Raw genomic sequence first — 26,217 nt, 5'->3', positions numbered from 1 at the left:
ATTCATAACTACGGAGCGGCCCCCATGAGCATCGAATCGACCCCCGGCATCACCCGCAATCCCTGTACCGCCGCCGTGCGCGCCGGCATCGACCGCGACATCGCGCATGGCGCCGTCACTCCGCCGATCGTGCTGTCGTCCAACTTCAGCTTCGCCGGCTTCGACCAGAAGCGTCAGTACGATTACACCCGCAGCGGCAATCCGACCCGCGATCTGCTCGGCGAAGCGCTGGCCGAACTCGAAGGCGGCGCGGGCGGCGTGATCACCTCCACCGGCATGTCGGCCATCACCCTGGTGCTGCACGCCTTCCTCAAGCCCGGCGACCGCATCGTGGTGCCGCACGACGGCTACGGCGGCAGCTGGCGTCTGTTCAACGCGCTGGCGGCGAAGGGCGCGTTCGAGCTGGTCACCGCCGATCTGACCGATCCGCGTTCGCTGACCGAAGCGCTGGCGACCGATCCGGCGGTGGTCTGGATCGAAACCCCGTCCAACCCGCTGCTGCGCATCACCGATCTGCGATTCGTGATCGAAGCCGCGCACGCCAAGGGCGCGCTGACGGTGGTCGACAACACCTTCCTGTCGCCCGCGCTGCAGCGCCCGATCGCGTTCGGCGCGGACCTGGTCGTGCATTCGACCACCAAGTACATCAACGGCCACAGCGACGTGGTCGGTGGCGCGGTGGTGGCCAAGACCGCCGAGCATCACCAGCAACTGACCTGGTGGGCCAACGCGCTGGGCCTGACCGGCTCGCCGTTCGATGCGTTCCTGACCTTGCGCGGCCTGCGCACGCTCGATGCGCGCCTGCGCGTGCACCAGGAAAACACCCAGGCCATCGCCGAGTTGCTCGACAACCATCCGGCGGTGCGCGTGGTCCATTACCCGGGCCTGGAATCGCATCCGGGCCATGCGCTGGCCGCGCGCCAGCAGAAGGGTTTCGGCGCCATGCTCAGCGTCGAGATCGACGGCGGCGTGGACGCAGTGCGCGCCTTCGTCGAGGGTTTGACCTGCTTCACCCTGGCCGAGTCGCTGGGCGGCGTGGAAAGCCTGGTCGCGCATCCGGCGACCATGACCCATGCGGCCATGTCGCCCGAAGCGCGCGCCGCCGCCGGAATCGGCGACGGCTTGCTGCGTCTGTCGGTCGGCATCGAGCACATCGACGATCTGCTGGCCGATCTGCAGGCCGCGCTGGACCGCGCGAGCGCGGTGGTGGCCACGGCGGCGCGCGTCAAACGATGAACGTCGCGGCCAGCGCCCTGCACGGCAACGCGGGCGGCGAATTCATCGCCGCGGCGTCGCCCGAAAGCCATCTGCATGCGCTCGCCTCGCGTGGGCAGCCGCGCGCGCCGGTCGCCAACGCGGCCGTGCGGGTCGCCTTGCTCGGCACCGGCACGGTCGGCGGCGCGGTCATCGCGCGGCTGGCGAGCTGGCGCGGCAGCGCGCTGGGCGAACGCTTGTCGCTGGTGCACGTGGCCAATTCGCGTCGCGCCGCGGTCGACGCGGGCGGCATCGTGCCCGAGCACGCGGTCACCGCGCTGGCCGCCTCCTCGCACGCCAGCGCGCTCGACGATGTCGCCGGGGCGCTCGGCGACGGCGGCGCGCGCGTGGTGATCGACGCCACCGCCAGCGAGGCGGTCGCCGAACGCCATGCGCAGTGGCTCGCGCAGGGCATCCATGTGGTCACCGCGTGCAAGATCGGCCAAGGCACCAGCCTGGCGCGTTGGCGCGCGATCCGCGAGGCCTGCGCGCACGGCGGCAGCGCTTACGGCGACAGCGCCACGGTCGGCGCGGGCTTGCCGCTGCTGCGCAGCTTGCGCGAGTTGCAGGCCGGCGGCGATCGCATCCACGCCATCGCCGGCGTGTTGTCGGGTTCGCTGGCCTGGCTGTTCAATCACTACGACGGCATGCGCCCGTTCTCGGTCTTGGTGCGGCAGGCGCGCGACGCCGGCTATACCGAACCGGACCCGCGCGACGATCTGTCCGGCGAAGACGTGCGGCGCAAACTGCTGATCCTTGCGCGCGCCGCCGGCGTGGCGCTGGATGCAGGCGAGGTCGAGGTCGCCTCGCTGGTACCGCCGGAACTGGCGATCCTGTCCAAGGACAGTGTCGACGCCGCCTTGCCGGCGCTCGACAACGCACTGCGCGAGCGCTATGCGCAGGCCTACAAGAACGGCGAAAAGCTGCGCTTCCTGGCGCGCCTGGAACGCGCCGAGGACGGCCGGGTCAGCGCCAAGGTCGGGCTGGAATCCTTGCCCGGCGATCACCCCTTGGCCGGGGGTGCCGGTACCGACAACAAAGTCGCGATCTGGTCCGATCGCTATCGCGCGCAGCCGCTGGTGATCCAGGGCCCGGGCGCGGGCGCGGAAGTCACCGCGGCGGGGCTGCTCGACGACGTGCTGCGCCTGGTGGGTTGAAGCGCGGCACGCGCATCACCTGCCCGAACCCGACAAACCACGCCGCCATCGGCGCCCCCTGTAGGAGCGGCGCAAGCCGCGACCGCGCCACTCCGCCACCCGCGCCGGCTTCCGTAACCCCGCGGTCGCAGCTCGCGCAGCTCCTACCCAACAAACCAGGTCGCCATCGGCCGGCCCCCTGTAGGAGCGGCGCAAGCCGCGACCGCGCCACTCCGCCACCCGCGCCGGCTTCCGTAGCCCCGCGGTCGCAGCTCGCGCAGCTCCTACCCAACAAACCACGCCGCCATCTGCTGTCCCCTGTAGGAGCGGCGCGAGCCGCGACCGCGCCACCCCGCCACCCACGCCGGCTTCCGTAGCCCCGCGGTCGCAGCTCGCGCAGCTCCAACCCAACAAACCAGGTCGCCATCGGCCGGCCCCCTGTAGGAGCGGCGCAAGCCGCGACCGCGCCACCCCGCCAACCGCGCAGCCCTCCGCAGCGCTGCGCCCCAAGCCGTACCAGGGCGCGTCCAGCTCCTCACATCAGCCCCCAGCCTCTGTTTCGTTCAGCCAGTTCGGACTCGCCGGCGCCGCGCAAACCTCGGCATGCCATGTCGGCACACTCCGTATGGTTCGTTCGCCAGATCGGCGGAGCCTGGCCCTAGAATGCGTCGGTCGCCCCTTCCGGCCGGCCACGCGCGATGTCCGCGCAGCTCACGTTCGCAGGCACGCATGAAGACGATCCCATGGCTCGCGGTTCTGATCCTGGTGGCCTGCGGCGGCTGTGCGCGGATGCTCGATCCCAAGCACGCTTTCGACCGCACGCCCGAGCCCGGCGCGCCGGACTATCGCGATGAAACGGCCTGGGCCGCGCTGCCGGGCAAGCGCGACGACTCCGACGCGACGCCGATCGGCATGCGCAACCGCCAGCGCGACGCGCCGGTCGATGTGTTCTTCATCCACCCGACCACGTACTTCTCGCGCAAGCGCTGGAATCAGCCGCTGGACGACGAGCAGGCCAACCGCGGCACCGAGTTCACCCTGCGCGCGCAGGCCAGTGCATTCAACGACAGCGGGCGGATCTACGCGCCGCATTACCGGCAGATGTCGCTCAGCGGCTATCTGTCGGCGTCCGACGCCGATCGCGATCGGGCCCTGGATCTGGCCTATGCCGACGTGCGCGCGGCGTTCCGCGCGTACCTGCAGCAGTGGTCGAAGGGCCGGCCTTTCATCATTGCCGCGCACAGCCAGGGCAGCGGTCACGGGTTACGTCTGGTATCGGAACTGATGTCCGACCTGGCGGCCGATCCTTCGCTGCGCAAGCGCCTGGTGGCGGCATATCTGATCGGCGCTGCGGTGCCCGCGGACGCCTTGCGGCTCACGATTCCGGGCGTGCCGTTATGTGCGACGCCGCAGCAGACCGGCTGCGCGGTTTTCTACAACTCTTTCGAGGCCGGCGAGGATCGGCCGGAGCGGTTCGAACGCGTGCGCGCCTGGTATCCCGGCGGCTATCGCACGAGCGAGCAGCCACGCTTGCTGTGCGTGAATCCGGTTACCTGGCGTGCCGACGGACAGACCAGCCCGCTGTCGGCGCATCTGGGCGCGGTCCATGCCGAACGCGACCGGCCGTTGCCCGAGCCGTTGCCCGGCCGGGTGACGGCGCGCTGCGACGACGGCCTGCTTTCGGTGACTTTGCCCGACGGCGAATGGAGACAGTGGTGGTTCGGCGGCGATCAGCACGTCAACGACTATCAGCTGTTCTACATGGACCTGCGCGCCAATGCCGCGCAGCGCGTGGCGGCGATGTCGCATCGCGGCGGCACGTCGCCGGCCGCGCCGTCGCCGGTCAAGCCGAAGGCCAAGAGCAGGAACAAGGCGCCGCGCAAGCCCGCGCCGTGAGCGTGGCGGCGCGCCGAGACACTAGTGCGACGATCTGGTCGACGGGATCGACGATCTGCCGCCGGAACTGATCCTGGAGGTCTTGTACGTCATGCCGCCGTCGATGCATCGGGTGCCCGGCCGCGGCGGCAAGCCGGTGTGGCGGCCGATCGACTGAGCCGCGCTCGATTGAGCAGACATGATTGAGCAGACATGATCGAGCAGGCCTGATCGAGCACGTTTGATCGAGCAAGTTTGATCGAGCCGTGCCGCGCGCGATCCGATAACGCCGTCGACCGGTAATCGCGGTCGACCTCGGCGAAACGACGGCCTCGCCCAGGCGGGCCGTCACAACCGCCCGCGCTCAAGCCGCCGCTTGCAGCCGCGCCGTCTTGAGCGCGTTGGCCCACCACAACAGCTGATCGAACATCGCGTCGCGCGCTTGCACCAGATAGGCGTAATCGTCGAGTGCGCGGCCTTGCTGCAGGATGCCGATGAACGGCTCCAGGCCGATATGCACGGCGTTGCGGATCGGAGCCATCTGCAACTCGATCGCATGCTGGCGCAGTTGCTCGACCGCTCGCGCGCCGCCCACGCCGCCGTAGCCGACGAAACTCACCGGTTTGTTGATCCACTCCACGAACGCCGAATCCAGGGCGTTCTTGAGCGCAGCGGTCGGGCCGTGGTTGTACTCGGCGGCGGTGAGAATGTAGGCGTCGTATTCGCCGACGCGCTTGCGCCAGGCTTCGGCGGCGGGGTTCTGGTAGGCGCCGCCGGTGTAGGCGGGCGGCAGCGGTTCTTCGAACAAGGGCAGCGGGTGATCGCGCAGATCCAGCGTGTCGAGTTTCAAGCCGCGGGCTTGCGCGCCGGCCTGGATCCAGGCCGCGGGGACGTCGGCGAAACGGTTGGGGCGGGTGCTGCCGATGATCAGGGCGATACGGGGCATTGCGGTTCCTTGGAAGTCGGGGGGAACGATCAAGCGGATGCGTGCGCCGCGGCGAGAGGCCGCAGGCGCCAGGCGACGAAGCCGGCCATCGCGCCGAGCAACAGCGCCGGCACCGGGCTGCCGCCGATCAAGAACACATGCACCGCGACGGCGCAGAGCATGGTCGCGAGCAGCAACAGGCCGCCGATGAAGCCGGTGCGCGGCGACAGCAGCAGCGCGGCGGTGGCCAGTTCGGTGGCGCCGGTGAAGTAGCGGAACCATTGGCCAAAGCCCAGGGTTTCGAACATCTGCACCTGGAACGGCAGCCCGAGCAGCTTGCTGGCACCGGCGGCGAGCAGGGCGGCGGCGAGGACGATGCGCAGGATCCAGATCAGCGGGGAGGTGGGGCGGGTGGGGCGAAGCATGGGGTCGGGGGCGCTCGAAATCGGGGATTGAGCGGCACGATAGGCCCTGGCCTATTGCTCCAGAAAGTGGGTTAATTGTATTTCAGTCATCCAGATTTGCGAGTAATCGTGCTCGATATCAATGCCGTCGCCGTGTTCGTCCAGACCGTCAAGGCCGGCAGCTTCGCCGCCGCCGGGCGCCGGCTGGACCAGCCGGCCAATACCGTCAGCCGGCGGGTGCAGCAACTGGAGGAGCAGTTGGGCGCGCGTCTGCTGCAGCGCTCCACCCGCAAGCTCAGCCTCACCAGCGCCGGGCGTGAGTTTTTCGAGCGCTGCGTGGCCGGGATCGAGGACATCGAAAGCGCGCAACTTCGCCTCAGCGAGACCGGCCAGGTGCCGCGCGGTACCGTCCGCGTGGCGGTGCCGGCGGATTTCTTCGAATTCTTTCCGCTACAGCGCGTCGAAGGTCTGCTCGCCGAGCATCCGCTGCTGAAACTGGAATTCATGCTCAGCGATGCGCGCGTGGATCTGATCGAACACGCCATCGACGTCGCCTTCCGCGCCGGCGAGTTGGAAGACTCCAGTTACGTCGCGCGCCGGCTCGACGGACGTCAGGAACTGATCCTGGTGGCGACGCCGGAGTATCTGCGCGCGCGCGGCGAACCCGAAAGCCTGGCCGCGCTGGCCGCGAGCGATTGCGTGGTCGCGCTGTCGGCGCAAGGCAAAACCCTGTGGCGCCTGGACGGCCCGGAAGGCGCGGTCGAAGTCCGCGTCGGCGGACGCTTCGCCGCCAACACCTTGCTCAGCCAGTTGCGCGCCGTGCGCGCCGGGCTCGGCATCGGGCTGATGCCGGTCATGACGGTCGCCGACGAGGTGCATGAGGGACGGCTGGTCCGCGTACTGCCGCAATACGTTCGGCGCAGCAGCGGCTTGTATGCGGTGTATCCGAGCCGGCGTCAGTTGCCGCGCGGCGTGGCGGTATTGATCGAATTGGTCGAGGCGTTCTTCAACGAGGTGACGATCGCCGGCGATTGCAGCGGAGCGAAAACGAAATCGGAGCGCCGATCGGGGGGGTGACCGGCGCTCCGCTGCAGATGACCGGGACGTATCGCTCGTCGCGGCTTTGCAAAACTTGGACTTGGAAACGCGCGAAGCGTTTCAAGCGATAGGTGGAGCAGGGCGACGTGGGGGAGGCCCTGACCCCAACCCCTCTCCCGCATGCGGGAGAGGGGCTTTGGCGAGTCTTACTTCGATTACTTCAGGCCGTTGCTGATCGCGGTGGCCAGACTGCCCTGCTCGTCGTCGCCGCTGAACTCCCAGAAGAACGCGCCGCCGAGGTTCTGCGTCTTGACGTAGCTCATCTTCTGACCGATCAGCGCCGGCGTGTCGTAGCTCCAGAAGGTGCTGCCGTCGTACTTCCAGGTCGCCACCGCGGTGTTGTCGGTGTAGACCGTGCCGGCCTTGTTCTTGAGCACCTTGTAGTCCTCGATGCCCGGCTCGTACGTGCCCGGCGCCGCGCCGCTGGCCGGCCGATACAGGCCGTTGTTGGTGTTGCCCACGCCGGTCCAGCCGCGGCCGTAGAAGCCGATGCCGAGGTTGAGCTTGGAGGCTGGCACGCCGCGCGAGAGGAAGGCTTCGATGGCGTCGTTGGAGTTGTACAGCTTGACGTCGCCGGTCGAGGGATCGCTCGGCGAAGCGAACAGCGCCGAATGATGGTTCGTCGACGCGTCCCAGCCGCCGTGGAAGTCGTAGGTCATCACGTTGATGTAATCCAGGTACTGGTGGTACGCACCGGGATTGGTCACGCGGATCTTGTCGATGCCGGCGCCGACGGCGACGGTCAGCAACAGGCCCGGACGCACCGCGTCGAGCTGGCGGCGGAACTCGGCCATCAAGGCGGTGAAGTTGGCGTTGTCCTCGGGACGTTGCGCCGCCGGGCAGTCGATGCCGCACACCACCGGGTATTCCCAGTCGATGTCGATGCCGTCGAACACGCCGGCCGCCGCACCCGCGCCGCCCGCACCGTCGGTGACCGGCAGGTTGCCCTTGATGTAGGCGTCGACGCACGAAGCGACGAAGGCTTGACGGTTTTCAGGACGCGCAGCGCTCGGGAAGTTGCGCGACCAGGTCCAGCCGCCGAGCGAGATCAACACCTTGATGTTCGGGTGCTTGGCCTTGAGCTGCTTGAGCTGGTTCCAGCTGCCGCGCAGCGGCTGATCCCAGGTGTCGGCCGCGCCGCTGACGCTTTCGCCGGCCTGGAAGGCCTTGGTGTAATCAGCGAACGCGTCGCCGCCGGCACCGGTGTTCGGATCGGACGGAACGGTCACGCCGACTTCGCAACGGTTGTTGCGCACGTTGCCGAAGGCGTAGTTGATGTGGGTCAGCTTGGAGGCCGAGCCGCTGGTGTCGATGTTCTTGACCCGGTAGTTGCGGCCGTAGATACCCCACTGGGCGAAGTAGCCGATCACCTTCTTGCTGCCGCCCGGAGCGGCCGGCTTGGTGGTCGCGCTGACCGCGCTGCTCTGCGCCGACGCATTGCCGGCGTTGTCGCGCGCACGCACGGTGAAGCTATAGCTGGTGCTCGCGTTGAGGCCGGTGGCGGTGTAGCTGTTGCTGGTCGGCGAACCGACGATGCTGCCGGCGCGGTACACGTCGTAACCGGCCACGCCGCTGCCGCCAGCGTTATCGGTCGAAGCGTTCCAGCTCAGCGAGACGCTGTTGGAGGTCTGCGAAGGCGAGCTCAGGCCGCCCGGGACGCTCGGAGGCGTGGTGTCGGACGAGCCGCCGCTGACGGTGACGCTGACCGCGCTGGAGGTGGTGGTCGCGTTCTGGTTGTCCTTGGCCACGGCGGTGAAGCTGTGGCTGCCGGCGGTGGCGTTGTTCCAGGTCACGCCATAGGGCGAGGTGGTGTCGACGCCGAGCGAGGCCGCGCCGCGGAAGAATTCGACGCTGGCGACGGTGCCGTCGCTGTCGGCGGCGTTGGCGCTGACGGCGATGTTGGCGCCGGTGCTGTAGCTGGCGCCGTTGGTCGGTGCGGTCAGCGATACGGTCGGCGGAGTGTTGCCCGGGCCGGTGCCGCACACGCCCAGATCGACGTAGTAGTTGCAGCTCGGACAATGCGTCGGCGGCGTGTTCCAGATCGGGCCGGTGGCCTGGTAAAGACGATTCTGGTAGGTCAGCTTGTCGCCGGCGGCGTAAATGGTGGATGCGTTCCAGGCAGCGACGCCATTGCAGGCGGCTTGCGCATACGCCGTCGATATCGACGACGCGGCGAGCATGGACGACAACAACAGTTGGGTGGACCGTGCATGTCTCATGGTGCTTCCTCTCTCCCGTGCATAGTCAAGACTTCGCCGGCCATGACCGGCCGACGGCGTTTCCCGCCCGTACTGAAAGAAGGCCGTCAAACCTTCCGTCGTGCATGGGAGGCTGGAGCCTCCTCGAGTGATCGGCGGACTGGCCGCCGTCGGTGTTCGGTGGTGCCGTGCACTGCCGCGGGGGCGGCGCGACCGGGCGATAAACCGGTCCGTGCGATGTCGCTGTCGGTGCGCCCGCGTGCTGTGCGAGCCCGGTCCGGCCGGCAGTGCGGCCCTGGCCCGGTACCCCTCGCGTTCACAGTTCGCGTGCTGGTTGCGGAGGCGAAACTGAAGTTCGCTGACAACGTTGTCAACTTGCCGCATCGTTCTTTGCGTCGCAGTTCACAGATCGCTTTGCGCGTTGACTGACAACGTGAGTATTGAATCCGCATAAATGTTGCGGCGCAACGCGCCGGCGCGCGGAGATTTGCCCTGAAACGGACAAGCAATTGTCTGAGAGACAATTGTATGGACGGGTGTGCGTCGGCGGCTGGTTGCCGCGTCGGGCCTTCAGCAAAGGAGGGGCTGGTTCGGAGGCGATGGGTGCAGGACGTCTCGGCAGGCGGCGCCTGGGTGTCGCCGTAATAGAAGGCACATATTTTCCATATATCGATTTTGTTTAACGGGCTCAGTACGTGTTTTTTATGGGCTTTTCTTTCGATCATCCGGTTATGTGCGTTCATCTCTTGCCACCCGCATAGGCGATGCCTAGTCTCGGATCGCTGCCACGGTCGACTCACAACGATGAGCGGAAAATGCGAATGCCGACGGCTGGGATGCGCAGGGGGAACTAAAGGGATTTGGCATGAATCTGGCTCAGTGGTTGGAGGCACTGCTTCAGCGGGACGTGCACGACAGGATCGAAAGCGACCCGCGCTCGGTCGCGGATACCTTGATGGGCTGCCCGAAACATCGGGTATTCAAGGAAGTCATCGGCAGCGGACAAGCGGACTTCGATTGCGCCGTGGCGTTGCATGTCGATGGCAAGGCGGTGATGTTCAGCGCCGACGACCGCGCACTGTTCTACGCGAAATACAACCAGCCCCGTCACCTGGACGAATTGCGGCACGCGTTCGAACACCTTTCTCCCGGCCGGTCGGCGGCCGACAACATGCTCGACATCGGTTGCGGACCGTTCACCGCCGGGTTGGTGTACGCCAGCGTCGTCGGCGCTGGGGAGCCATTCCGCTACTACGGCGTCGATCGCGCAGCCTCGATGAGAAATCTGGCTCAGCGCCTGTTCGAAGGCGCCCGGCTGGTTGGTGGAGTGCATGCGGACACCCGCGCCGCATTTTTCGCGGACTTGGCTTCGGTCCACTGCGATCCTCCGAATTGGGGGCATTCGCTGGCGGTGATTTCCTATCTGCTCGGCAGCCCGACCGTCGACGCGGCGCCTATGGCCGAAGCGATCGCCGCAACGTTGAACCGCATCGGCCCGGGCCCGCAATCGGTGCTGCACATCAATAGCGCGCACGGGTATGCCAATCGCAAGTATCCCGAATTCAGGGATGCACTGATCCGCCACGGATTCGCTTTGGCGAAAGAGGATGAAGAACGATTCATGGATACCAATAAGGGATTCGTCGACATCTCGTACGCCTTGCTGCACAGGCCCAAGCAGGAAATCATGAACATGGAGAGGCGCGATGCGATTACCTAAGCTGGACGATCTGATCGAAGAGCAGATGAAGGTTTACGAACATCCGCACGACCGGCATTTGTTCGTAGTGGGGCCGCCGGGTTCGGGCAAGACCACCTTGGCGGTGATGCGCGCCAATTTCATCGTGAACACCGGCCAGAATGTTCTGGTGATAACCCGCAACAAGCTGCTGGTGGGATTGGCAACCCAGCTGGCGCGCGAGGCATTGGGCGGGGACGAGGGCTTCGGCGCGTCGACGATGCATCAGTTCGCTTCCAAGCATTATTACGACAACACCGGGAACTATGCGCCGGAGCCCAGCCCATTCAACTACGACTGGGTGCGGATCATCGCCGATTATCAACAGCGCGGGATCACGCCGCATATCGAGCATGTGCTGATCGACGAAGGGCAAAATCTTCCGGCGGGATTTTTCGAATGGATCGTTCGCTTCGTGGCCAAGGTCGTCACGGTGTTCGCCGATGAGAATCAGACGACCAGCGCCGGCCGCGCGAGCATCCTCGACATCTACCGGTGTCTCGGCACGAATCCGGTATTGCTGTCGGTCAACCATCGCAACACGCGGGAGATCGCGCGTTTGGCCGAATATTTTCACCGCGCCGCACAGGTTCCGCCGGCGACAGTGGCCCGAGCGCCCTCCGGGGACCTGCCGCGTCTGGCGCGGTTCTCAGGGTTGGACGCGCTGACGGCGGCGGTGGCCTTGCACTATCGCAATCGCGGCGGTTCCGTGGGCTTGATCGTCCGTCGCATGGACGAGGTCCAGCATCTGACCGAGGGTCTGGCCCGAACCTTGGGCAAGGACGTGCGGGTCGAAGGTTACGTCAGCGCCGAGCCTCAGGGGCACGACAGGATCCGAACCATGGATCGCGGGGTGACGGTGCTGACCGGTGAATCGGCGATCGGCCTGGAGTTCAATACCGTATTTCTGCAGGACTTGGAGCGCTCGTTGCCCGCCACAGAGGTGGTGGACGCCCGACGAATGTATATGCTGTGCGCACGGGCACGGGACATACTCACTCTGGTCGACGGCCCCGATGCGTTGCCACCCCATAAACTATCTGGCTTGCCCGGCCCCGACCTGCTCCAGCGATGAACGACCTCCAAATGAGCTTGCTGCCTTCGACAGATCGTGAGCAGTCGGCTCGGGAGGAGAGTGCGGGAACGCCGGTCCAGTTGGGCGTGGCGATGGATCATCGCACTTGGCTTGCGTTCCTGGCCGACGAGTGGTGGCCGATACAGCCGGACGAGCACGCGATTCAGTTGGGTGTGGCGCAAGTCTGCGGTCGGCAGATCGAAGACCGGATCACGGTGATCGCATGGTTCGAGCCGTCGCGATTGGCCGGCCTGCGTGTGCCCGTCTTGCGGGACGGGCAGTGGCGCGAGGATACCCTCGACCGTCTCACTACCGCCGATCAAGAGGTGCTTTGGCCTGGGCCGTTGCCTTTGTTCGCGGTGGAGTCCTTCGCTGTTTCCAGCCGTTCTGATGCGATACGCCTGGTGGCGCTGGCCAAAGGGCTCAGCAACGTGGGCGAGCCCGAGCAACCGATCCATGTTCACGGATTTGAGGTGCAGGCGCCGAGCGCTGATCCGCCTCGGCCGTCACGAATGCTGTGTACGCCTCGCGATTGGGACGCGATGCGCGGCGCGGCCGCGGCTGCGACCTGGGCCGTGCCGGCCATCGATCCGTGGCTCGATCTTCTATGCGCCAGCTTGTCCAGAGGCGGGGTCGCAAGCTCCGCCGGAGTGATCGCCGCCGCCCCATGGTGGCTGGATGCGCCTTGGCATGGCGACCGGTCGGCACGTAGGCCTTCGCTGTGGGAAGCGATGTTGTCCGTATTCGGCCGGACGCGGCTGCGCGACAGCTGGCATGTCGAAGAAATTCTCGAAGCCATTCGCGAGCGGCTGGCGCCGGAGCAGCAGTCGGATTTCGATAAGCTGCGGCAGCACACGCGCGATATCCTGGCTGATCGGGAGACGGTAGATGCCGGCATAGGCGACCGCGACCCGCTTGGGTTGGTATTGCAGCTGCTGCTGTTGCGCCCCGGGATCGAACGCTTCGAAACCTGGAAGGACGATCTGCCGGCGATGCCGCCGGCGGTTTGGTGGACCGGAGCCATGCTCGCCGGCATGATCACCGGTTATCGCGATCTTCCGCTTAATTTCCGTGGGTTGCCGATACTGCGCAAGGCGTTGGCTTTGCGTATCTGGCAATTCGCCGACGATGCCGCCGGCGAACGCGAACCGGCGATGTGGCCGGAGGTTCCGACGGACCAGTTCCATTGGACCGTGCGGCAGCGCATTCGTTTGTTCGCCGGCGATCAGTTGCTGGCACTGCGTGGAGGCAGCCCGCGAGGACGCTGGTATCGCGCCGATCTGGCCGACCCGAGTACGAGCGAGGCCGCGCTTGCGCTGGCGCGTGAACACAAGCCCGACTGCGTTCGAAAAACGCTGGTGCTGCGCGATCGCGCAGTGGAAATCGCAGGCAGCGGCAGTGTGCGGATGGACGGCGACCGGAGCTTGGCGGCGACCGGCGATGTGGAACTCGTGCTCGACAGCCAAGACGCACTGATCGAGCAACTCGACAAGCAGCGCTTTCTCGCCTGGATCAGCAATGGAAGCATTGCTGCGCGACTGCCGGAACCGCCGGGAAGCACCCATGTGGACGCCGATCCGGTGCCGGCTATGAGCCAGGCGTCGAGCCAGTCGGCGCCTCGCAGCCGTGTCCGGCATCGGGTCGCCGAGCCTGATGGTCAGCTCCCCCCTGGAGTCGAGGTCATGCCTGACTTTCTAGTGCCGGAAGAAGAGCAGTCCATACTGTCGCTGGTGGACGCGTCGAAGTGGTTGGACGACTTGGCCCGTCGGGTGCAGCACTACGGCTGGAAATACGACTACGGCAAACGCAAGATCGATCGAAGCGCCTATCTGGGTCCGTTGCCGGACTGGGCGGAGCGGTTGGGCAAGCGGTTGCTGGAGCGCAATGTGGTGCAGCAAATGCCGGATCAGGTCATCGTCAATGAGTACTTGGCCAATCAGGGTATTTCGGCGCACAAGGACTGCCTGGATTGTTTCGTCGGGCCCATTGTCACGGTGAGCCTGTGCGAAACCTGGGCCATGGTGTTTCGTGGTCCGGAGAAGCGAAAAATCGAGTTGCCGTTGCCTCGATACAGCGCCGTGGTGCTGGATGGACCGGCGCGAACCCAGTGGACGCACGAAATCCCCAAGCGGAAGAAGGAAGCCTCGGGCCCCCGTCATCGGCGCGTGTCGTTGACCTTCCGCAAAGTGGCCCAGGTGCGCGATTAGCGGTTGGCTACATTGAAAGACGGTATGTGCGGCCTGCAGGTCGACGTAGATGCGTGTTTGCCGGCTGTTGGCCGGGCCGACGGTTGCGGGCGTTCGAGCTCTGGACCCCATCGGTATCGCAGACTGCGCAGCGCAGCGTGAGCTAGCCTGCGCCGATCCCCGAATACGGGTGCTTTCGGGGCTCGACAAAATCTTCGAACCCACACGGCACGGTCAAGACGATGGACGAACCGCCCGCTCAGGGACGCGCGTCCAAGGTGTCCAGCACAGCCCGATTGAACCGATCCGGCGCCTCGACTTGCGGCGAATGGCCTAGATCGTCGAACTCGACCAGGGTCGCGCCGGGAATCGCTTGCGCGGCGGCGCGACCGAGCTGCGGATACAGCCCCAGGCGGGGCTTGAGTTCGTCTGGAGCCAGATTGCGATTGATCGCGGTGCGATCGCGCTGGCCGATCAACAACGTAGTCGGAACGCGCAGCTTGGGAAACTCGTACACCACCGGTTGGGTGAACACCATTTCCGAGGTCAGCGCCTGGTTCCATGCTACCGTTTTTCGGCCCGGCCCGGCATACAGGCCGGCGAGCATGTTTACCCAGCGATCGTATTCGGGTTTCCATTGGCCGCCGTAGTAGACCTCTTGTTGATAGCGCTTGATCGTCGCGGCGGTGGTTCCGAGTTCCCGCGCGTAATTGTCGTCGACGCTGCTCCAGGGCACGCCGAGCGCTTTCCAGTCTTCCAGGCCGATCGGGTTGACCAGCACCAGCCGGTCGCTGGCCTGCGGATACATCAGCGCATAGCGCGCGGCGAGCATGCCGCCCATCGAATGGCCGACGATCGTCGCGTGCCGAATGTTCAGCGCTTGCAGCAAAGTGTTGGTGTCGGCGGCCAGCTCGTGCAGGCTGTATTGATGATGGACGGGTTTGCTGGATTTGCAGAACCCGATCTGATCCGGCGCGATCACCCGATAACCGGCGTCGCGCAGCGCGGCGATCGTCGACTCCCAGGTGGCCGCGCAGAAATTCTTGCCGTGCAGCAGCACCACGGTGCGGCCGTTGGGGCGGTCGGGGCGTACGTCCATATAGGCCATTCGCAATGGGTCGCCTTGCGATTGCACGGCGAAGTAGTGAACCGGGTGAGGGTAATCGAAGCCTTCCAGCTCGGGTCCGTAAGAAGGCGGCGCGGGTTCGGCGGCGTGCGCGGACAGGGCGAGCAAGGCGGGCAGCAGGGCGAGGGCGGCGGTGCGCATCGGAGGGATCTACGCGATGGGGTGCTTACATCCTAGCCGCTGTGAGTGCGCGCGGTTGCTGGAGACGTTTTGTGCGAGGGGCTTCAGCGCCGACGCTTTTCGATCGGGGTTGCTGCAGTTGCGGGCGATCCGGCCGAAAAGCGTCGGGGCTGAAGCCCCTCCCACAAAAGACCTCCCACAAAAGACCTCCTACGAGATTCCTTCGACAAAAGACTTTCGACGGAAATCTTTCTCAGTGGTGGTCGGAGGCCGATTCGCGCAACTCTCGCACTTGCTTGGCCGTCACCGTTTGCGTCGGTCTGCCATGGCGGCCACGCAACCACTGCGCGAGCTCGGCGATCTGCGCATCGTCGAGTGAGTCGGCGAAGCCGGGCATTTCCTGCATCCGCTCCAGGCCCGGCAAGTCGTGTTCGGGCAAGCCGTCGAGAATCGCGACGATCAGGTTGTGCGGATCGGTATCGCGCAAGCTGCTGTTGTCGCGCAGCCCCGGCGCGACGTGCGGCACGCCGGCGCCGTCGCGGCCATGGCAGCCGGCGCACAGTGCGAGATAGCGATCGCGCGCGGGCGAGGCATCGGCGACGCTCGATGGCGCGACGGGCGGCGTAGCGGCTGCGCTCCGGTCAAGCGGCGCATCGCCGGTGAGATACACCGTGATCGCATCCAGATCGTCCGGCTTGAGCCGGCTGGTGGACAGGTTCACGACCTTGAGCATTTCATCGGAGGCCACCGCCGGCGCGGCGACGCCGGTGGACAGGTACTCGCGCAGACTCGCGCGATCCCAGCCGCGCGCGTTGAGCCCTTTCGGGGTGATGTCGGGTGCGGCGAAACGGCCTAGCCGGTTATTGCCGCCAAGCGGCCGATCGCGATCGACCTGGCCCAACCAGCCGCGCGGACTGTGGCATTCGCCGCAATGGCCCAGGGTTTCGACCAGGTATTCGCCGCGTTTCCATGCCGCCGATTCGCCCTGCGATGCGGGTACCGCGTCGGCGCCGGCGAACAGCCAGTTCCAGGCATGGATGCCGGTGCGGATATTGAACGGGAAACCCACGCCGTTGGCGCGGTTGGCTTGCGGCACCGCCAATTGGTTCATCAGGTACGCATAGATCGCGTCGCTGTCTTCGCGGGCGATGGTCTTGTAGGACACGTACGGCATCGCTGGGTACAGCTGATGGCCGTCGCGCGCTTCGCCGCGGGTGAGGGCATGGAAGAAATCGTCGGCGTCGTAGCGGCCGATGCCGGTGTCCGCGTCGGGCGTGATGTTGGTGCCGTGAATGGTGCCGAACGGCGAGGCCAGCGGTACGCCGCCGGCGAACGGCGCGCCGCCGTCGGCGGTATGGCAGGCGGCGCAGTCGGCCGCGGCGACGAGATAGCGGCCGCGTTCGATCAGCGCGGGTTCTGCGTGGACGTGCAAGGTAGGGCCTCGGCCATTCCACCACTGAGCCAGTCGCATTCCGCCCACCCATAACAGAGCGATGACAGCGAGTAGCGTCAGCCATGCGATCAACCGTTTCCAGCGACGTCTATCCACGGGCGTCTCTCTCGATTTGGCGAAGCTCTTCCGGAGTCGGGCCGTCGTCTATCAAGCCAGGAGTTTCCAGCACCAATTGTTTAACCGCCTGGTAGTAGCGCACGTAACCGGTGCAGCGGCACAAATGGGGATTGAGGGCTTGAGTGATCGTCTCTTCTATTTCGGCGCGTTTGACAGGCTGCTTGCCGAGCCGCTCCAACAGCACCGTCGCGGCATTGACGAAACCCGGCGTGCAATAGCCGCATTGAAAACTGAAATGATCCAGAAAAGCCTGCTGTACCGGCGACAGTTCGACCAGCTTGCCGGCGTCGTCGTGCTTGGCGTGGCCTTCGACGGTGCGGATGCGCTTGCCGTTGAAGTAGTGCGCGCCGGTGATGCAACTGCGCACCTCGCGCGGACCCTGGGCGTCGTCGACGATGACCGTGCAAGCGCGGCACACGCCCTGGCCGCAGCCGAAGCGGGTGCCGGTAAGGCCGAGGTATTCGTGCAGCACGTCGACCAGCATCATGTCGTCGGGCACGTCGATCGGCCCGTGCGCGCGGCCGTTGACGGTCAGCGACAGCGGAATCAGGCGCAGGCTGGAGGCGCTCATGCGGGGGTCTCCTGCGCCGCGGCGCGAGCGCTCGTGGGCGCCGCCGGGCCGGCGCCGGTGGCCGCGGCCGCATAGGCGGCCAGAATCTTGTCCGCGGTCACCGGCAGTTCGCGGAAGCGGTGGCCGGTGGCATGGGCGATGGCGTTCACGATCGCCGGCACGATCGGAATCATCACCACTTCGGCCATGCCCTTGGGCGGGTCGGTTTCGGAAATCGGCGGCAGCAGTTCGCCGGTCTGCTGCCACACCGCGACATCGCGCGCCCGCGGCAGGGCGTAGCGATTGAAGTTCCAATCGCCTTCGCCGGGGCCGCCTTCGTAAAGCGGCAGGAACTCGTGCAATGCGTGGCCGATGCCCATCGCCAGGCCGCCCTGCAACTGGCTCGAAACCAGTTCGGCGACGATCGGCGTACCGCATTCGAGCACCGAATGATGATTGAGCAGATCGACCTTTCCGGTGGCGGTATCCACCACGACTTCGGCGATCGTGCCGATCGCGCTGTAATACACCACGCCGGCGTTGTTGCGTTGCACCGGCGGGTAATACACGCGGCTGCGTTCGACGATGCGATAGCCGTTCTGCGTCGGCGTGCCGATGCCGCCGGCGCTGCCGTCGCCCCAACGCAACGCGATGCCGTCCAGCGGTAGTCGCGTGTCGCCCGGCAACGGGAACTCGGCTTCGGTCCATTGCCAGCGATTGAGATAGTGGACGACCGCGCCGCTGGCCAGCCCCAACTCATAAACCTTGGCGATGAGCTGTTTGAACGGCAGCGGCGTCAGCCCGCCCGCGGTGAGTTTGCCGTCGACCCAGCGCGCATCCTCGCGGCGCACCGCCAACGGCGACAGCTCGCCGCCGCCGAAACCCTTGCCCCAGATCGCCAAGGCCGCGGGCCAAAGGCCTTGAGTGAATAACAGTCGCGCCGCTTCGCGCGTGGCGTGACTGAAGAAATACGAGGAATTGCTGGCGCTGCTGGGACTGGCGTAGTTCGGCGTCCAGCGCGGATTGCCGACGTGCGCATCCTGGGTCGCCTGCGACATCAGCCAGGGATCGTCGGTGGCGACCATAGGCAGCTCCGGCCACTGGGTTTCGCCGGTGCGCACCTCGTCGGCCGGACGACCCAACCACTGCGCGCATACCGCAGCCTGGCTGGTGGCCATGCCGGTGCCCATCTCCACGCCGATATGGCGCAGCAGCACCTGGCCTTGTGGCGAGATCGCGACTTCGGCGAACGCGGCTTCGCCGCCGGTGCCGAAATCCTTCTGCACGCAGCCGAAACCCACGCCATAGCACTTGCCCGGATGCGCCACTTCGTACTCGGCCTTGCGCCTGGCGCGGCCGGTCCACAACGGATGTTCGCGCGATTTGCGCAGCACCTCATCGGCGCGTTGCGCGCCGCCGGGAATCGCGCCCTGGGTGTTCTTCATGCCGGTGGCGAACACGTTGCGCAGACGCAGTTCGATCGGGTCGAGCTCGAGTTCGGCGGCGATCTCGTCGATCAGCATCTCGGTCGCGCCCATGCTCTGCAGCGTGCCGTAGCCGCGCGCCGAGCCGGCGTCGAGCGCGCGCGAGGCGATCACCGTGCTGCTCAGATCGCTGCGCGGGAAGTAATAGATCGATTGCGCCGCGGTCGCCGCGACCAGGCAGACCGAGGGTGAGAAATTCATGCGCCCGCCGCCATCGCCGAGCATGCGGCCGTGGAAGACTTCGAACTTTCCGCTCTTGCGGTCGAGCTTGAGCCGATAGTGCATACGGAAGCTGTGGCGCTTGAGGCTGGATTGGAACTGCTCGTAGCGATCGTTGGCCAGGCGCACCGGCCGGCCGTCGCCGTACAGGGCCGCCATCAGCGCGATGAACGGGAACGGGTTGTGGTCCTTGGAGCCGTAACCGACCGTGTAGCACGGGTGCAGCACCAGCCGCTTCACCCCGAAGCGGCTCGCGGCGAGCATCGGTGGGCCCTGTTCGGCGATTTCGTTCGGCGATTGGGTGGCGCTGACCAGATGCACGGTGCCGGTCGCGGCATCGAACCAGCCGTTGGCGTTGTCCAGTTCCATCGCCGCGGTGTCGATGGATTGCGAGAAGTACTCGCGTTCGATCACCCATTTGTCCGGCTCGGGCCGATCGAGTTCGGCAGCCATCGCATCGGCGTGAGCGATGCCCTGCGCGTCGATCTTGCCGCCGGCGTCGCCGAGCACCCATTCGGGGTTATGTTTTTTGTAACCGGTGGGAAACAGCACCGTGTCCTTGTAACTGGAATAGACGTCGTCGGCGAACGCATCGGCGCCGCCGACGCGCACGTAGCGGAACGTCGCCCACGGCGGGCGTTCGATCGGGCCGGTTTGTTCGCCCCAGCGGATCAAGTCGTCGCGGAACTTGAGCCGGCTCTTGGCCGCGCGGAAGCGGGCGAAGTCGTGCCAGATCAGCAGGGCCACGGCATGGCCGAGATAGGCCGGAGTCTTGCCTTCCGGCAGCAGCATGTCCTCGCCGTAGAACTGCGGGAAGGCGACGCCATCGCGGGCGAGATCGGCGGCGGTGACGGTGCGGTCGGGCCGCAGGTCGGCCGGCAGCGAGGACAAGTCGAAGCCTTGGTAGACCTTGTCGGCGCGGGTGAGGCGCAGCAGCATCGCGTGGGCCTGTTCGCGCGGCCATCCGGGCATGTCGCGCGAGCGCATGTCGTAGCTGAAGATCTTCTCGCCGCTGACCTTGGCGGTGGCGTCGGTGCGATAGCGCACCTTGCCGGTGGCCGGGTCCCAGGGCAGCGGCCGCAGCCGTTCCTTCTCGAACAAAGCCGCCAGCGCGGCGCTGCCGGGCGCGGCGACGTACACGGAAATACCGGCGACCACGCTGCATTTGAGGAAGTCGCGACGGCTCAGGCGGGCTGGCATGGACGGGAACTCCGGCTGGCTCTGCGCCGATAGTAGACCCATGTTGCGCGGCAAAACACGATGAAATCGGCCCGTTCCGCCTGGATGTGGAGCGGCCGTGCCGTTTATGGCGGCGCCATCGCCCGCGCGGAGCGGGTCGTTTGCGTGGTTTGCCCGGCCCACTGGTGCGGGCGCTTGTTGCCGCAGGTGAGCGAATCGCCCTGAGCTGGTGGATGGCTTGTGGGTGTCGCGTTGCGATGGTTGGGCCCGGTGCAAGTCGGTCGCGGCTGATCGGACAGCGTCGGGGCTGAAGCCCCTCCCACAAGAGATTTCGTTTCGGCACAGCCACTGGTGCTGAACGAGAGCATGAAACGCTTTGCGTCCGCTTTTGTGGGAGGGGCTTCAGCCCCGACGCTTTCCGCCCGGATCGCGATCAAACTCGGCTGTGTCCTTTAGCCCGCAATCGGCATCGAAGCCGGCCCCACCAACATCGCCGTACCACGTCTTGATCGCCTGCGCTGCCCGCTCGGCACGGGCCTGCAGAACGCAATGCGGCGCCTGGATCTCGACACAGCGCGTGCCCGGCGCCAAGCGTTCGATCCAACGCCGACTGTCGGCCGACACCAAACGATCTCGGGTGGCTTGCAGATATAGCAGCGGACAAGCCACCTGCCGCAGGGATGCCCCGACATCGACCGAACCGACTTCATCCAGGCGATGCCGGATCACTGTCGGTTCCAGCGCATCCAATACTGCGCCCAGGCGCATGCGCCAGCGCGGCGTCGCCCAGGCGCCGAGCATGAAGGCCGCGGCCAGCACGTGCGGGATGCGATGGACCGGCATCAGCCCGGTCAACCAAGGCAGCGCGCCCGCGTGTAATGGCGACCACGGCGGCCGCGGCGAACGCGCGAAGCTGGCGCACAACGCCAGTGCGGCCAACTGCGGTGGCTGCTGCGCGGCCAAACGGATCGCGATCGGTCCGGAGAACGATTCGCCGATCAACAGATAAGGTTCGTCGGTCGGTAATTGCGGTCGCACGAATTCGACCAGTTCGTCGTAGCCCAACGCCTGCTTGCGCGGATAGGCGATCGCCGTGGTTTCGAACTGCGGCGCCATCGCCGCGATGAAGTCGTCCAACAGCTCGCCGGTGCCGTCCAGGCCGGGCAGGACGATGCAGGGCATCGCGCTCATGCGGCGCGGGAATCGTCCAGCCTGGCGCGCAAGCGGTCGAGCGTCTTGAGCATCATCGGCCGATGGCGCGCGAGCTTCATCCAGGTCGGCAGGCGCGAGATCATGGTCTTGTTGGACATCGTGCAGCGCCGTTCGCGTTGGTTGGCGGCGACGTATCGTCGCAGTTCGTCGATGTGCTCGGCGTTATAGGCCCACAACAGGCCCGCGCGGGTGCGCTCGATCAAGCGTAGCGGCAGGCCGAAGTGCGGGTCGTGCCCTTCGCGGTCGCGCTCGCGGTAGGCCTCGATAGATACGTTGCTGTCGCGCTTGCAGATCGGGCAATCCACCGAGATCACCTCGGGCATGGGTGTCGGCCGGCAATCCTGGGCCTGGATCGATGCAGCGCCGGAGCTGTCTCGGATTTGACTCGCGTACAGCCACTGATATCCGCAATAGCCGCAGGGACGCCGGCCGGTCAGATGCACCTTGCCCAGCCAGTCACCGCGTTCGCTGCGCGCATCGAGCCGGCAGTGGCTGCAGACGAAGGCCGCGGTCCATTGCCGATTCGCCCAGGTGGCGCGAACCGCGCCGGCATGGCCGCAGCGCGGACACGACACTTCGACGCGGTCGGCGAACGACCCAACCATTTGCCGGTATCTCGATGGCGCAGCGGTTCGCTCATCGTGCTCTCAATGCGTGCGGACTCAGCACTCGATGACGTTCACCGCCAGACCGCCGCGCGAGGTTTCCTTGTACTTGTCCTGCATATCGCGGCCGGTGTCGCGCATGGTCTTGATGACCTTGTCCAGGCTGACCTTGTGCTTGCCGTCGCCGCGCATGGCCATGCGGTAGGCATTGATCGCCTTGACTGCGCCCATCGCGTTGCGCTCGATGCAGGGAATCTGCACCAGGCCGCCGATTGGATCGCAAGTCAGGCCCAGGTTGTGTTCCATGCCGATTTCGGCGGCATTCTCGATCTGGCTGGTGGTACCGCCGAGCGCCGCGACCAGCCCGGCGGCAGCCATGGAACACGCCACGCCGACTTCGCCCTGACAGCCGACTTCCGCGCCGCTGATCGAAGCGTTTTCCTTGTACAAGATGCCGACCGCGGCCGCGGTCAGCAGGAAGTTGCGCACGCCCTGCAACGTAGCGCCGGGGCAGAAGCGATCGTAGTAATGCAGCACCGAAGGAATGATGCCGGCTGCGCCGTTGGTCGGCGCGGTGACGACGCGGCCGCCGGCGGCGTTTTCTTCGTTGACCGCGAGTGCGTAGAGATTGACCCAGTCGAGCACGGTCAGCGGATCGCGCATCCCCGCCTCGGGTTTGTTCGACAGTTCGGCGAACAAAGCCGGCGCGCGTCGCGAAACGTGCAGGCCGCCGGGCAGGGTGCCGGTCTCGCGGATGCCGCGCGCCACGCAGGCTTGCATCGCGTTCCAGATTTCGTCCAGGCTGGCGTTGATCTGCTCGTCGCTGCGCCACACGCGTTCGTTGGCCATCATCATTTCGGCGATGGTCAGGCCGCTGCTCGCGGCCTGGGCGAGCAACTGGTCGCCGGAATGGAACGGGTAAGGCTGATCGGTGGTATCGGCGACGATGCGGTCTTCGGCGGCTTCGTCCTGATTGACCACGAAGCCGCCGCCGACCGAGTAGTAATCGCGCGTGGCGATCACCGCGCCGTCGGCGTCGAAGGCGGTGAAGCGCATGCCGTTGGTGTGGAACGGCAGCTTCTGGCGCTTGTTCATGATCAGATCGTGCTTCTCGTCGAAGCCGATCTCATGGCGACCGAACAGTGTGATGCGCTTGGTCTTGCGGATGCGTGCGAGCGCTTCGGGAATGATGTCCGGATCGATCTGGTTCGGCCAATGGCCTTCCAGTCCCATCAGCACCGCTTTATCGGTGCCGTGGCCGCGGCCGGTCAGGGCCAGCGAGCCGAACACTTCCGCGCGCACGCGCACGGTGCGCGCCAGATCGGCGCCGGGCTCGCCGCTGCCGCAGCCTTCGATCAGCCAGCGCTCGATGAAGCGCGCGGCCGCGCGCATCGGGCCGACGGTATGCGAGGAACTCGGACCGACACCGATCTTGAACAGGTCGAAAGTGCTGACTGCCACGGGCTTGCTGCTCCAACGAAAGGGGTCGGACGTTGCTGGCGTACCGCGCGGCCGGACGCTGATCCGCGCCGCGGGGGCGTTAGGGCGCTTATTCTACGCGTGCCCCGCCATCGCCCGCGCCGTGTTTGCGGCCGCGGGCCTGGTTTCCCGCCATACCACGGCGCATTGACGCCGACCCTTGCAGGACCGGACTGTGCTGATTTTGTTCCAACGCGACGACTGCCACCTGTGCGACCTGGCCCTGGAGGTGCTGGCGCAAGCGCGCGCACCCGAGTTCGAGAGCGTTTTCATCGATGAGGATGAGGCGCTGGAGGAACGCTATGGGACGCGGGTGCCGGTGCTGCGCGATGAGGGGCGGGGGGTGGAGTTGGATTGGCCGTTCGATGCGGGGCGGGTGGCCGGTTGGTTGGCGGAAGATCCGACCTGACGATCTACTCGATCAGGGCTGCGTTGTTGTCGACGCTCGGATCTCGACGCAGCTGTGATGGGGAAGGGCCGACGGTCCGAATGTGTGATTCGTTGATACAAAGACTGTTATCACGAAAAATTCTTTGATACGTCAGGCGTAGATGTATACTGACCACGAACATCCGGCAGTCGACGAGCCCGGATCAGTCGCAACAGAAGCGACAATCGGCCGCCATAAATGCCGAGCCTATGAAGCAGTACAAATGGACTTGGCATCGAATGCGCCAGCGCTGCCCGTGACACTCCGGGGAGACAGCGAACATCTTCTGGCCCATCCGCGCGATGGATAGCTCAATCGTCTAGCCACTCGACCGGGATCGCATCCGGCCGAGAAGTGCACGTACATCTCTAGCCCGACCCCAATTACGGAAATTAGTCATGTCCACATGGATTCGTCGCATCGCGTTGAACGCTGATGTACCTCATCCCATTTCAAGGGGGCGGTGGTTTGGCCGAGCGTTCTGCCTGGCTTTTCTGCTTCATGCCGCGAGCGCCGGTGCGCAAGAGACTCAGAAGACGTGGAGCACCATTGATGCTCCCGCAGGGCCGTACTTAACCGAGTCGGCGGTTCAAGACGCGATCCGCGCCAACCTGCTGCCCGGTGTTCGCGAAAGCCGTCCGCTGAACTACCACGTCGCAAGACAGACGATCCTGCGCGACAGGACGATTTATCACTACGAGCTTAGCCCCGAGCCCATCGTCATCGGGCCTTGGGAGTATGTAGGCGGGCACACGACGCTGGAGCAGGCAGTCGCTGCAGAGAGAAGGTACTACGACAAGCTCAGCACCGACGCCGGTTGCTCGCCTTACACCACGATTGCATTGGAGCCCTGGCGGAGCCTGGGTGGGGGCATCGAGGGCAGTCCAAGTCATGAGGAAGCGCCCTACACGGTGACGTATCAGGTTTGGGACTTCGGAACGACCTGCAAGCCCACTACTAAGCGCGACACTCTGACTGCCATCTTAAGATCGCGCCTAATCGACTGTCCTAATAAGATGGCCCTGTCGTGGGATGAAAATCAAAAGGTTTGTACCGGCAAGATCTCCACGGCGTTCGATCATCGAAAAACATACTCGGGGCCGGTATTGCCACCCGCACAATGCGGCGTCGGCAACCCCTGCGATCCTTCCAGCGGCGACAAGATGCAGCCCGAAGTCGACTTCGATTTGGGCTGGATCAGTTTCACCCGCTTCTACCACTCGCTGACTTCCACGCCGATGGGGGGATTCGGTAATGGTTGGACCCATTCGCACAATATAAGACTGACGATCGGCAAGGATCCCAACAGCTCGAGCGAAACCATCCGTTATGGGCTGATCCAGGCAGACGGTTCACAGACGTGGTTCTCCGATGCTACTCACGAAAGCGACGACGGCAGCGGTGATCGTTTATCCGTCGGCAGCTTAATTCTGTATCGAAGAAACGACATATTATATTTTGAAGCCAACGGACGATTGATCCGCCGTCGTTTCCATGATGGATCGACGATGCGCTACGACTACGATGAGATGGGCCGGCTGAGCTCTATCGGTTATAGGGAGCGCAATTTGCAGTTTGAGTATGACAGCCTGGGTGCCAGCGCTCCGATCGCCAGAATCCGTTCCGCCGGACAAGTGCTGGCAGCCTATACCTACACGGCGGGTGGTCAGGTCGCCACCGTGACTTACCCTGGCGAACACCGTCGCACCTATCACTACGAAGATACCCGGTTTCCTCGCTATCTCACGGGAGTGACGGGTGAGGACAATAGGCGTTTCAGCTGGTTCTCCTACGACACCAAGGGACGTGTTGCCTCAAGCACGCATGACGGTGGCTTCGATGGCGTGCATCTGACCTATCCCGCGCAAGGCGGTTCAATCGTGACGAACGCGTTGGGCGAGGTCACTACCTACGGCTTGGCAGCCTCACCCGCCAGCGGTGCGCCCCGCAAATTAAGTGGCGCAACCGATCGCCGAGGTGCCGTCAGCACCACTTATTACGATGAAGCTGTGGATGTCCTTCGTCGCGTGGACACGGTGACCGATCGTAAGGGTGCGCAAACCAAGCACACTTACACTGAGGCTCCGGACTTGGGCCCCTCGTTAAGAATGGCCAAGATCGAAACGATCACCGAGGCGGTCGGCACGCCGGAACAGCGCGTGACCACAGTGGGGACCGAAGTCAACCAAAACTACCTGCTCTTTACAAGAGTGGCGAATCGCGAAACCTGACCTGACCTGAAAAAACTGATCCAGATCGATTGTTCATAAACTATGACCAAGGAGATTTGGACCATGCCCAAGAAGCGCTTTAGTTCCGAAGAGATCATCCACAAGCTGCGAGAGGCCGAGGTG

Annotated in this window: 20 protein-coding genes; 9 read left to right on the top strand and 11 right to left on the bottom strand. The window is 65.4% G+C overall.

The features are described 5' to 3' along the window. The first annotated feature begins 24 nt into the window (after nucleotides 1–24). The 3 genes from ACTOWJ_RS18690 to ACTOWJ_RS18680 all read left to right on the top strand — a co-directional run bounded on the left by ACTOWJ_RS18690 (nucleotide 25) and on the right by ACTOWJ_RS18680 (nucleotide 4,286). Nucleotides 25–1,236, top strand: coding sequence for an O-succinylhomoserine (thiol)-lyase (locus ACTOWJ_RS18690; protein WP_441336130.1), 1,212 nt, complete (start codon nucleotides 25–27; stop codon nucleotides 1,234–1,236). Continuing rightward, complete coding sequence (locus ACTOWJ_RS18685) at nucleotides 1,233–2,411, top strand: homoserine dehydrogenase (RefSeq protein ID WP_441336129.1); 1,179 nt, start codon at nucleotides 1,233–1,235, stop codon at nucleotides 2,409–2,411. The genes ACTOWJ_RS18690 and ACTOWJ_RS18685 overlap by 4 nt, the downstream gene beginning before the upstream one ends. A gap of 708 nt (nucleotides 2,412–3,119) precedes the next feature. Further along, entirely contained in the window at nucleotides 3,120–4,286 is a 1,167-nt protein-coding gene (locus tag ACTOWJ_RS18680) for a DUF3089 domain-containing protein (protein ID WP_441336128.1), read from the top strand. A 343-nt stretch (nucleotides 4,287–4,629) separates the two neighbouring features. Here the strand turns inward: ACTOWJ_RS18680 and ACTOWJ_RS18675 are convergent, their stop codons facing one another. Together ACTOWJ_RS18675 and ACTOWJ_RS18670 are read right to left on the bottom strand one after the other, a co-directional pair. Further along, complete coding sequence (locus ACTOWJ_RS18675) at nucleotides 4,630–5,211, bottom strand: NADPH-dependent FMN reductase (protein ID WP_441336127.1); 582 nt, start codon at nucleotides 5,209–5,211, stop codon at nucleotides 4,630–4,632. Nucleotides 5,212–5,240: 29 nt separating this feature from the next. Further along, a complete protein-coding gene (locus ACTOWJ_RS18670) occupies nucleotides 5,241–5,615 on the bottom strand; it encodes a DoxX family protein (RefSeq protein WP_441336126.1) in 375 nt (124 codons plus the stop codon). Between the two features lie 108 nt (nucleotides 5,616–5,723). Between ACTOWJ_RS18670 and ACTOWJ_RS18665 the strand changes: the two genes are divergently transcribed. Then, a complete protein-coding gene (locus tag ACTOWJ_RS18665; protein WP_441336125.1) occupies nucleotides 5,724–6,671 on the top strand; it encodes a LysR family transcriptional regulator in 948 nt (315 codons plus the stop codon). Nucleotides 6,672–6,847: 176 nt separating this feature from the next. On the opposite strand, the gene ACTOWJ_RS18660 is transcribed toward ACTOWJ_RS18665, so the two are convergent. Further along, entirely contained in the window at nucleotides 6,848–8,872 is a 2,025-nt protein-coding gene (locus ACTOWJ_RS18660) for a glycosyl hydrolase family 18 protein (RefSeq protein WP_441336331.1), read from the bottom strand. A gap of 883 nt (nucleotides 8,873–9,755) precedes the next feature. On the opposite strand from ACTOWJ_RS18660, the gene ACTOWJ_RS18655 reads away from it, so the two are divergent. The 3 genes from ACTOWJ_RS18655 to ACTOWJ_RS18645 are packed head-to-tail and all read left to right on the top strand — an operon-like array spanning nucleotide 9,756 to nucleotide 13,910. Next, nucleotides 9,756–10,610 carry a hypothetical protein gene (locus tag ACTOWJ_RS18655; protein ID WP_441336124.1) on the top strand — a complete coding sequence of 285 codons (855 nt, stop codon included), beginning with the start codon at nucleotides 9,756–9,758 and terminating at the stop codon, nucleotides 10,608–10,610. Continuing rightward, a complete protein-coding gene (locus ACTOWJ_RS18650; protein WP_441336123.1) occupies nucleotides 10,597–11,703 on the top strand; it encodes an AAA family ATPase in 1,107 nt (368 codons plus the stop codon). Before ACTOWJ_RS18655 ends, ACTOWJ_RS18650 begins: the two co-directional genes overlap by 14 nt. Nucleotides 11,704–11,714: 11 nt before the next feature. Then, on the top strand, nucleotides 11,715–13,910 hold the full coding sequence (locus ACTOWJ_RS18645) for an alpha-ketoglutarate-dependent dioxygenase AlkB (RefSeq protein WP_441336122.1): 2,196 nt from the start codon (nucleotides 11,715–11,717) through the stop codon (nucleotides 13,908–13,910). Nucleotides 13,911–14,148: 238 nt separating this feature from the next. Here ACTOWJ_RS18645 and ACTOWJ_RS18640 read toward each other — a convergent pair whose 3' ends face one another. The 8 genes from ACTOWJ_RS18640 to ACTOWJ_RS18605 all read right to left on the bottom strand — a co-directional run bounded on the left by ACTOWJ_RS18640 (nucleotide 14,149) and on the right by ACTOWJ_RS18605 (nucleotide 23,415). Next, nucleotides 14,149–15,156: an alpha/beta fold hydrolase gene (locus ACTOWJ_RS18640; RefSeq protein WP_441336121.1), complete on the bottom strand. Its 1,008-nt coding sequence runs from the start codon at nucleotides 15,154–15,156 to the stop codon at nucleotides 14,149–14,151. Between the two features lie 232 nt (nucleotides 15,157–15,388). Beyond that, nucleotides 15,389–16,567: a c-type cytochrome gene (locus ACTOWJ_RS18635; RefSeq protein WP_441336120.1), complete on the bottom strand. Its 1,179-nt coding sequence runs from the start codon at nucleotides 16,565–16,567 to the stop codon at nucleotides 15,389–15,391. 109 nt (nucleotides 16,568–16,676) lie between these two features. Beyond that, nucleotides 16,677–17,276: a (2Fe-2S)-binding protein gene (locus ACTOWJ_RS18630; protein ID WP_441336119.1), complete on the bottom strand. Its 600-nt coding sequence runs from the start codon at nucleotides 17,274–17,276 to the stop codon at nucleotides 16,677–16,679. Further along, complete coding sequence (locus ACTOWJ_RS18625) at nucleotides 17,273–20,158, bottom strand: xanthine dehydrogenase family protein molybdopterin-binding subunit (protein WP_441336118.1); 2,886 nt, start codon at nucleotides 20,156–20,158, stop codon at nucleotides 17,273–17,275. The genes ACTOWJ_RS18630 and ACTOWJ_RS18625 overlap by 4 nt, the downstream gene beginning before the upstream one ends. Before the next feature lie 104 nt (nucleotides 20,159–20,262). After that, nucleotides 20,263–20,574, bottom strand: a complete 312-nt coding sequence (locus ACTOWJ_RS18620) for a DUF6053 domain-containing protein (protein ID WP_441336117.1) — start codon at nucleotides 20,572–20,574, stop codon at nucleotides 20,263–20,265. Next, nucleotides 20,540–21,328 (bottom strand): alpha/beta fold hydrolase, encoded by a 789-nt coding sequence (locus ACTOWJ_RS18615; RefSeq protein WP_441336116.1) that lies wholly within the window; start codon nucleotides 21,326–21,328, stop codon nucleotides 20,540–20,542. The genes ACTOWJ_RS18620 and ACTOWJ_RS18615 overlap by 35 nt, the downstream gene beginning before the upstream one ends. After that, a complete protein-coding gene (locus ACTOWJ_RS18610) occupies nucleotides 21,325–21,954 on the bottom strand; it encodes a hypothetical protein (protein ID WP_441336115.1) in 630 nt (209 codons plus the stop codon). Before ACTOWJ_RS18610 ends, ACTOWJ_RS18615 begins: the two co-directional genes overlap by 4 nt. 57 nt (nucleotides 21,955–22,011) lie before the next feature. Then, the gene (locus ACTOWJ_RS18605; protein WP_441336114.1) at nucleotides 22,012–23,415 is read right to left on the bottom strand and encodes an L-serine ammonia-lyase; all 1,404 of its coding nucleotides are present in this window, start codon (nucleotides 23,413–23,415) and stop codon (nucleotides 22,012–22,014) included. A 193-nt stretch (nucleotides 23,416–23,608) separates the two neighbouring features. On the opposite strand from ACTOWJ_RS18605, the gene ACTOWJ_RS18600 reads away from it, so the two are divergent. Both ACTOWJ_RS18600 and ACTOWJ_RS18595 read left to right on the top strand, forming a co-directional pair. Then, the gene (locus ACTOWJ_RS18600; protein ID WP_441336113.1) at nucleotides 23,609–23,842 is read left to right on the top strand and encodes a glutaredoxin family protein; all 234 of its coding nucleotides are present in this window, start codon (nucleotides 23,609–23,611) and stop codon (nucleotides 23,840–23,842) included. A 419-nt stretch (nucleotides 23,843–24,261) separates the two neighbouring features. After that, on the top strand, nucleotides 24,262–26,094 hold the full coding sequence (locus ACTOWJ_RS18595) for a DUF6531 domain-containing protein (RefSeq protein WP_441336112.1): 1,833 nt from the start codon (nucleotides 24,262–24,264) through the stop codon (nucleotides 26,092–26,094). The last annotated feature ends 123 nt before the right edge of the window (nucleotides 26,095–26,217 follow it).

The sequence above is a fragment of the Lysobacter sp. CA199 genome (assembly GCF_052078715.1).
In the GTDB taxonomy this organism is placed as follows: Bacteria; Pseudomonadota; Gammaproteobacteria; order Xanthomonadales; family Xanthomonadaceae; genus Lysobacter.
Note: the sequence above shows the minus strand (reverse complement) of the source record. Positions and strands in the feature narration are given on the sequence as shown.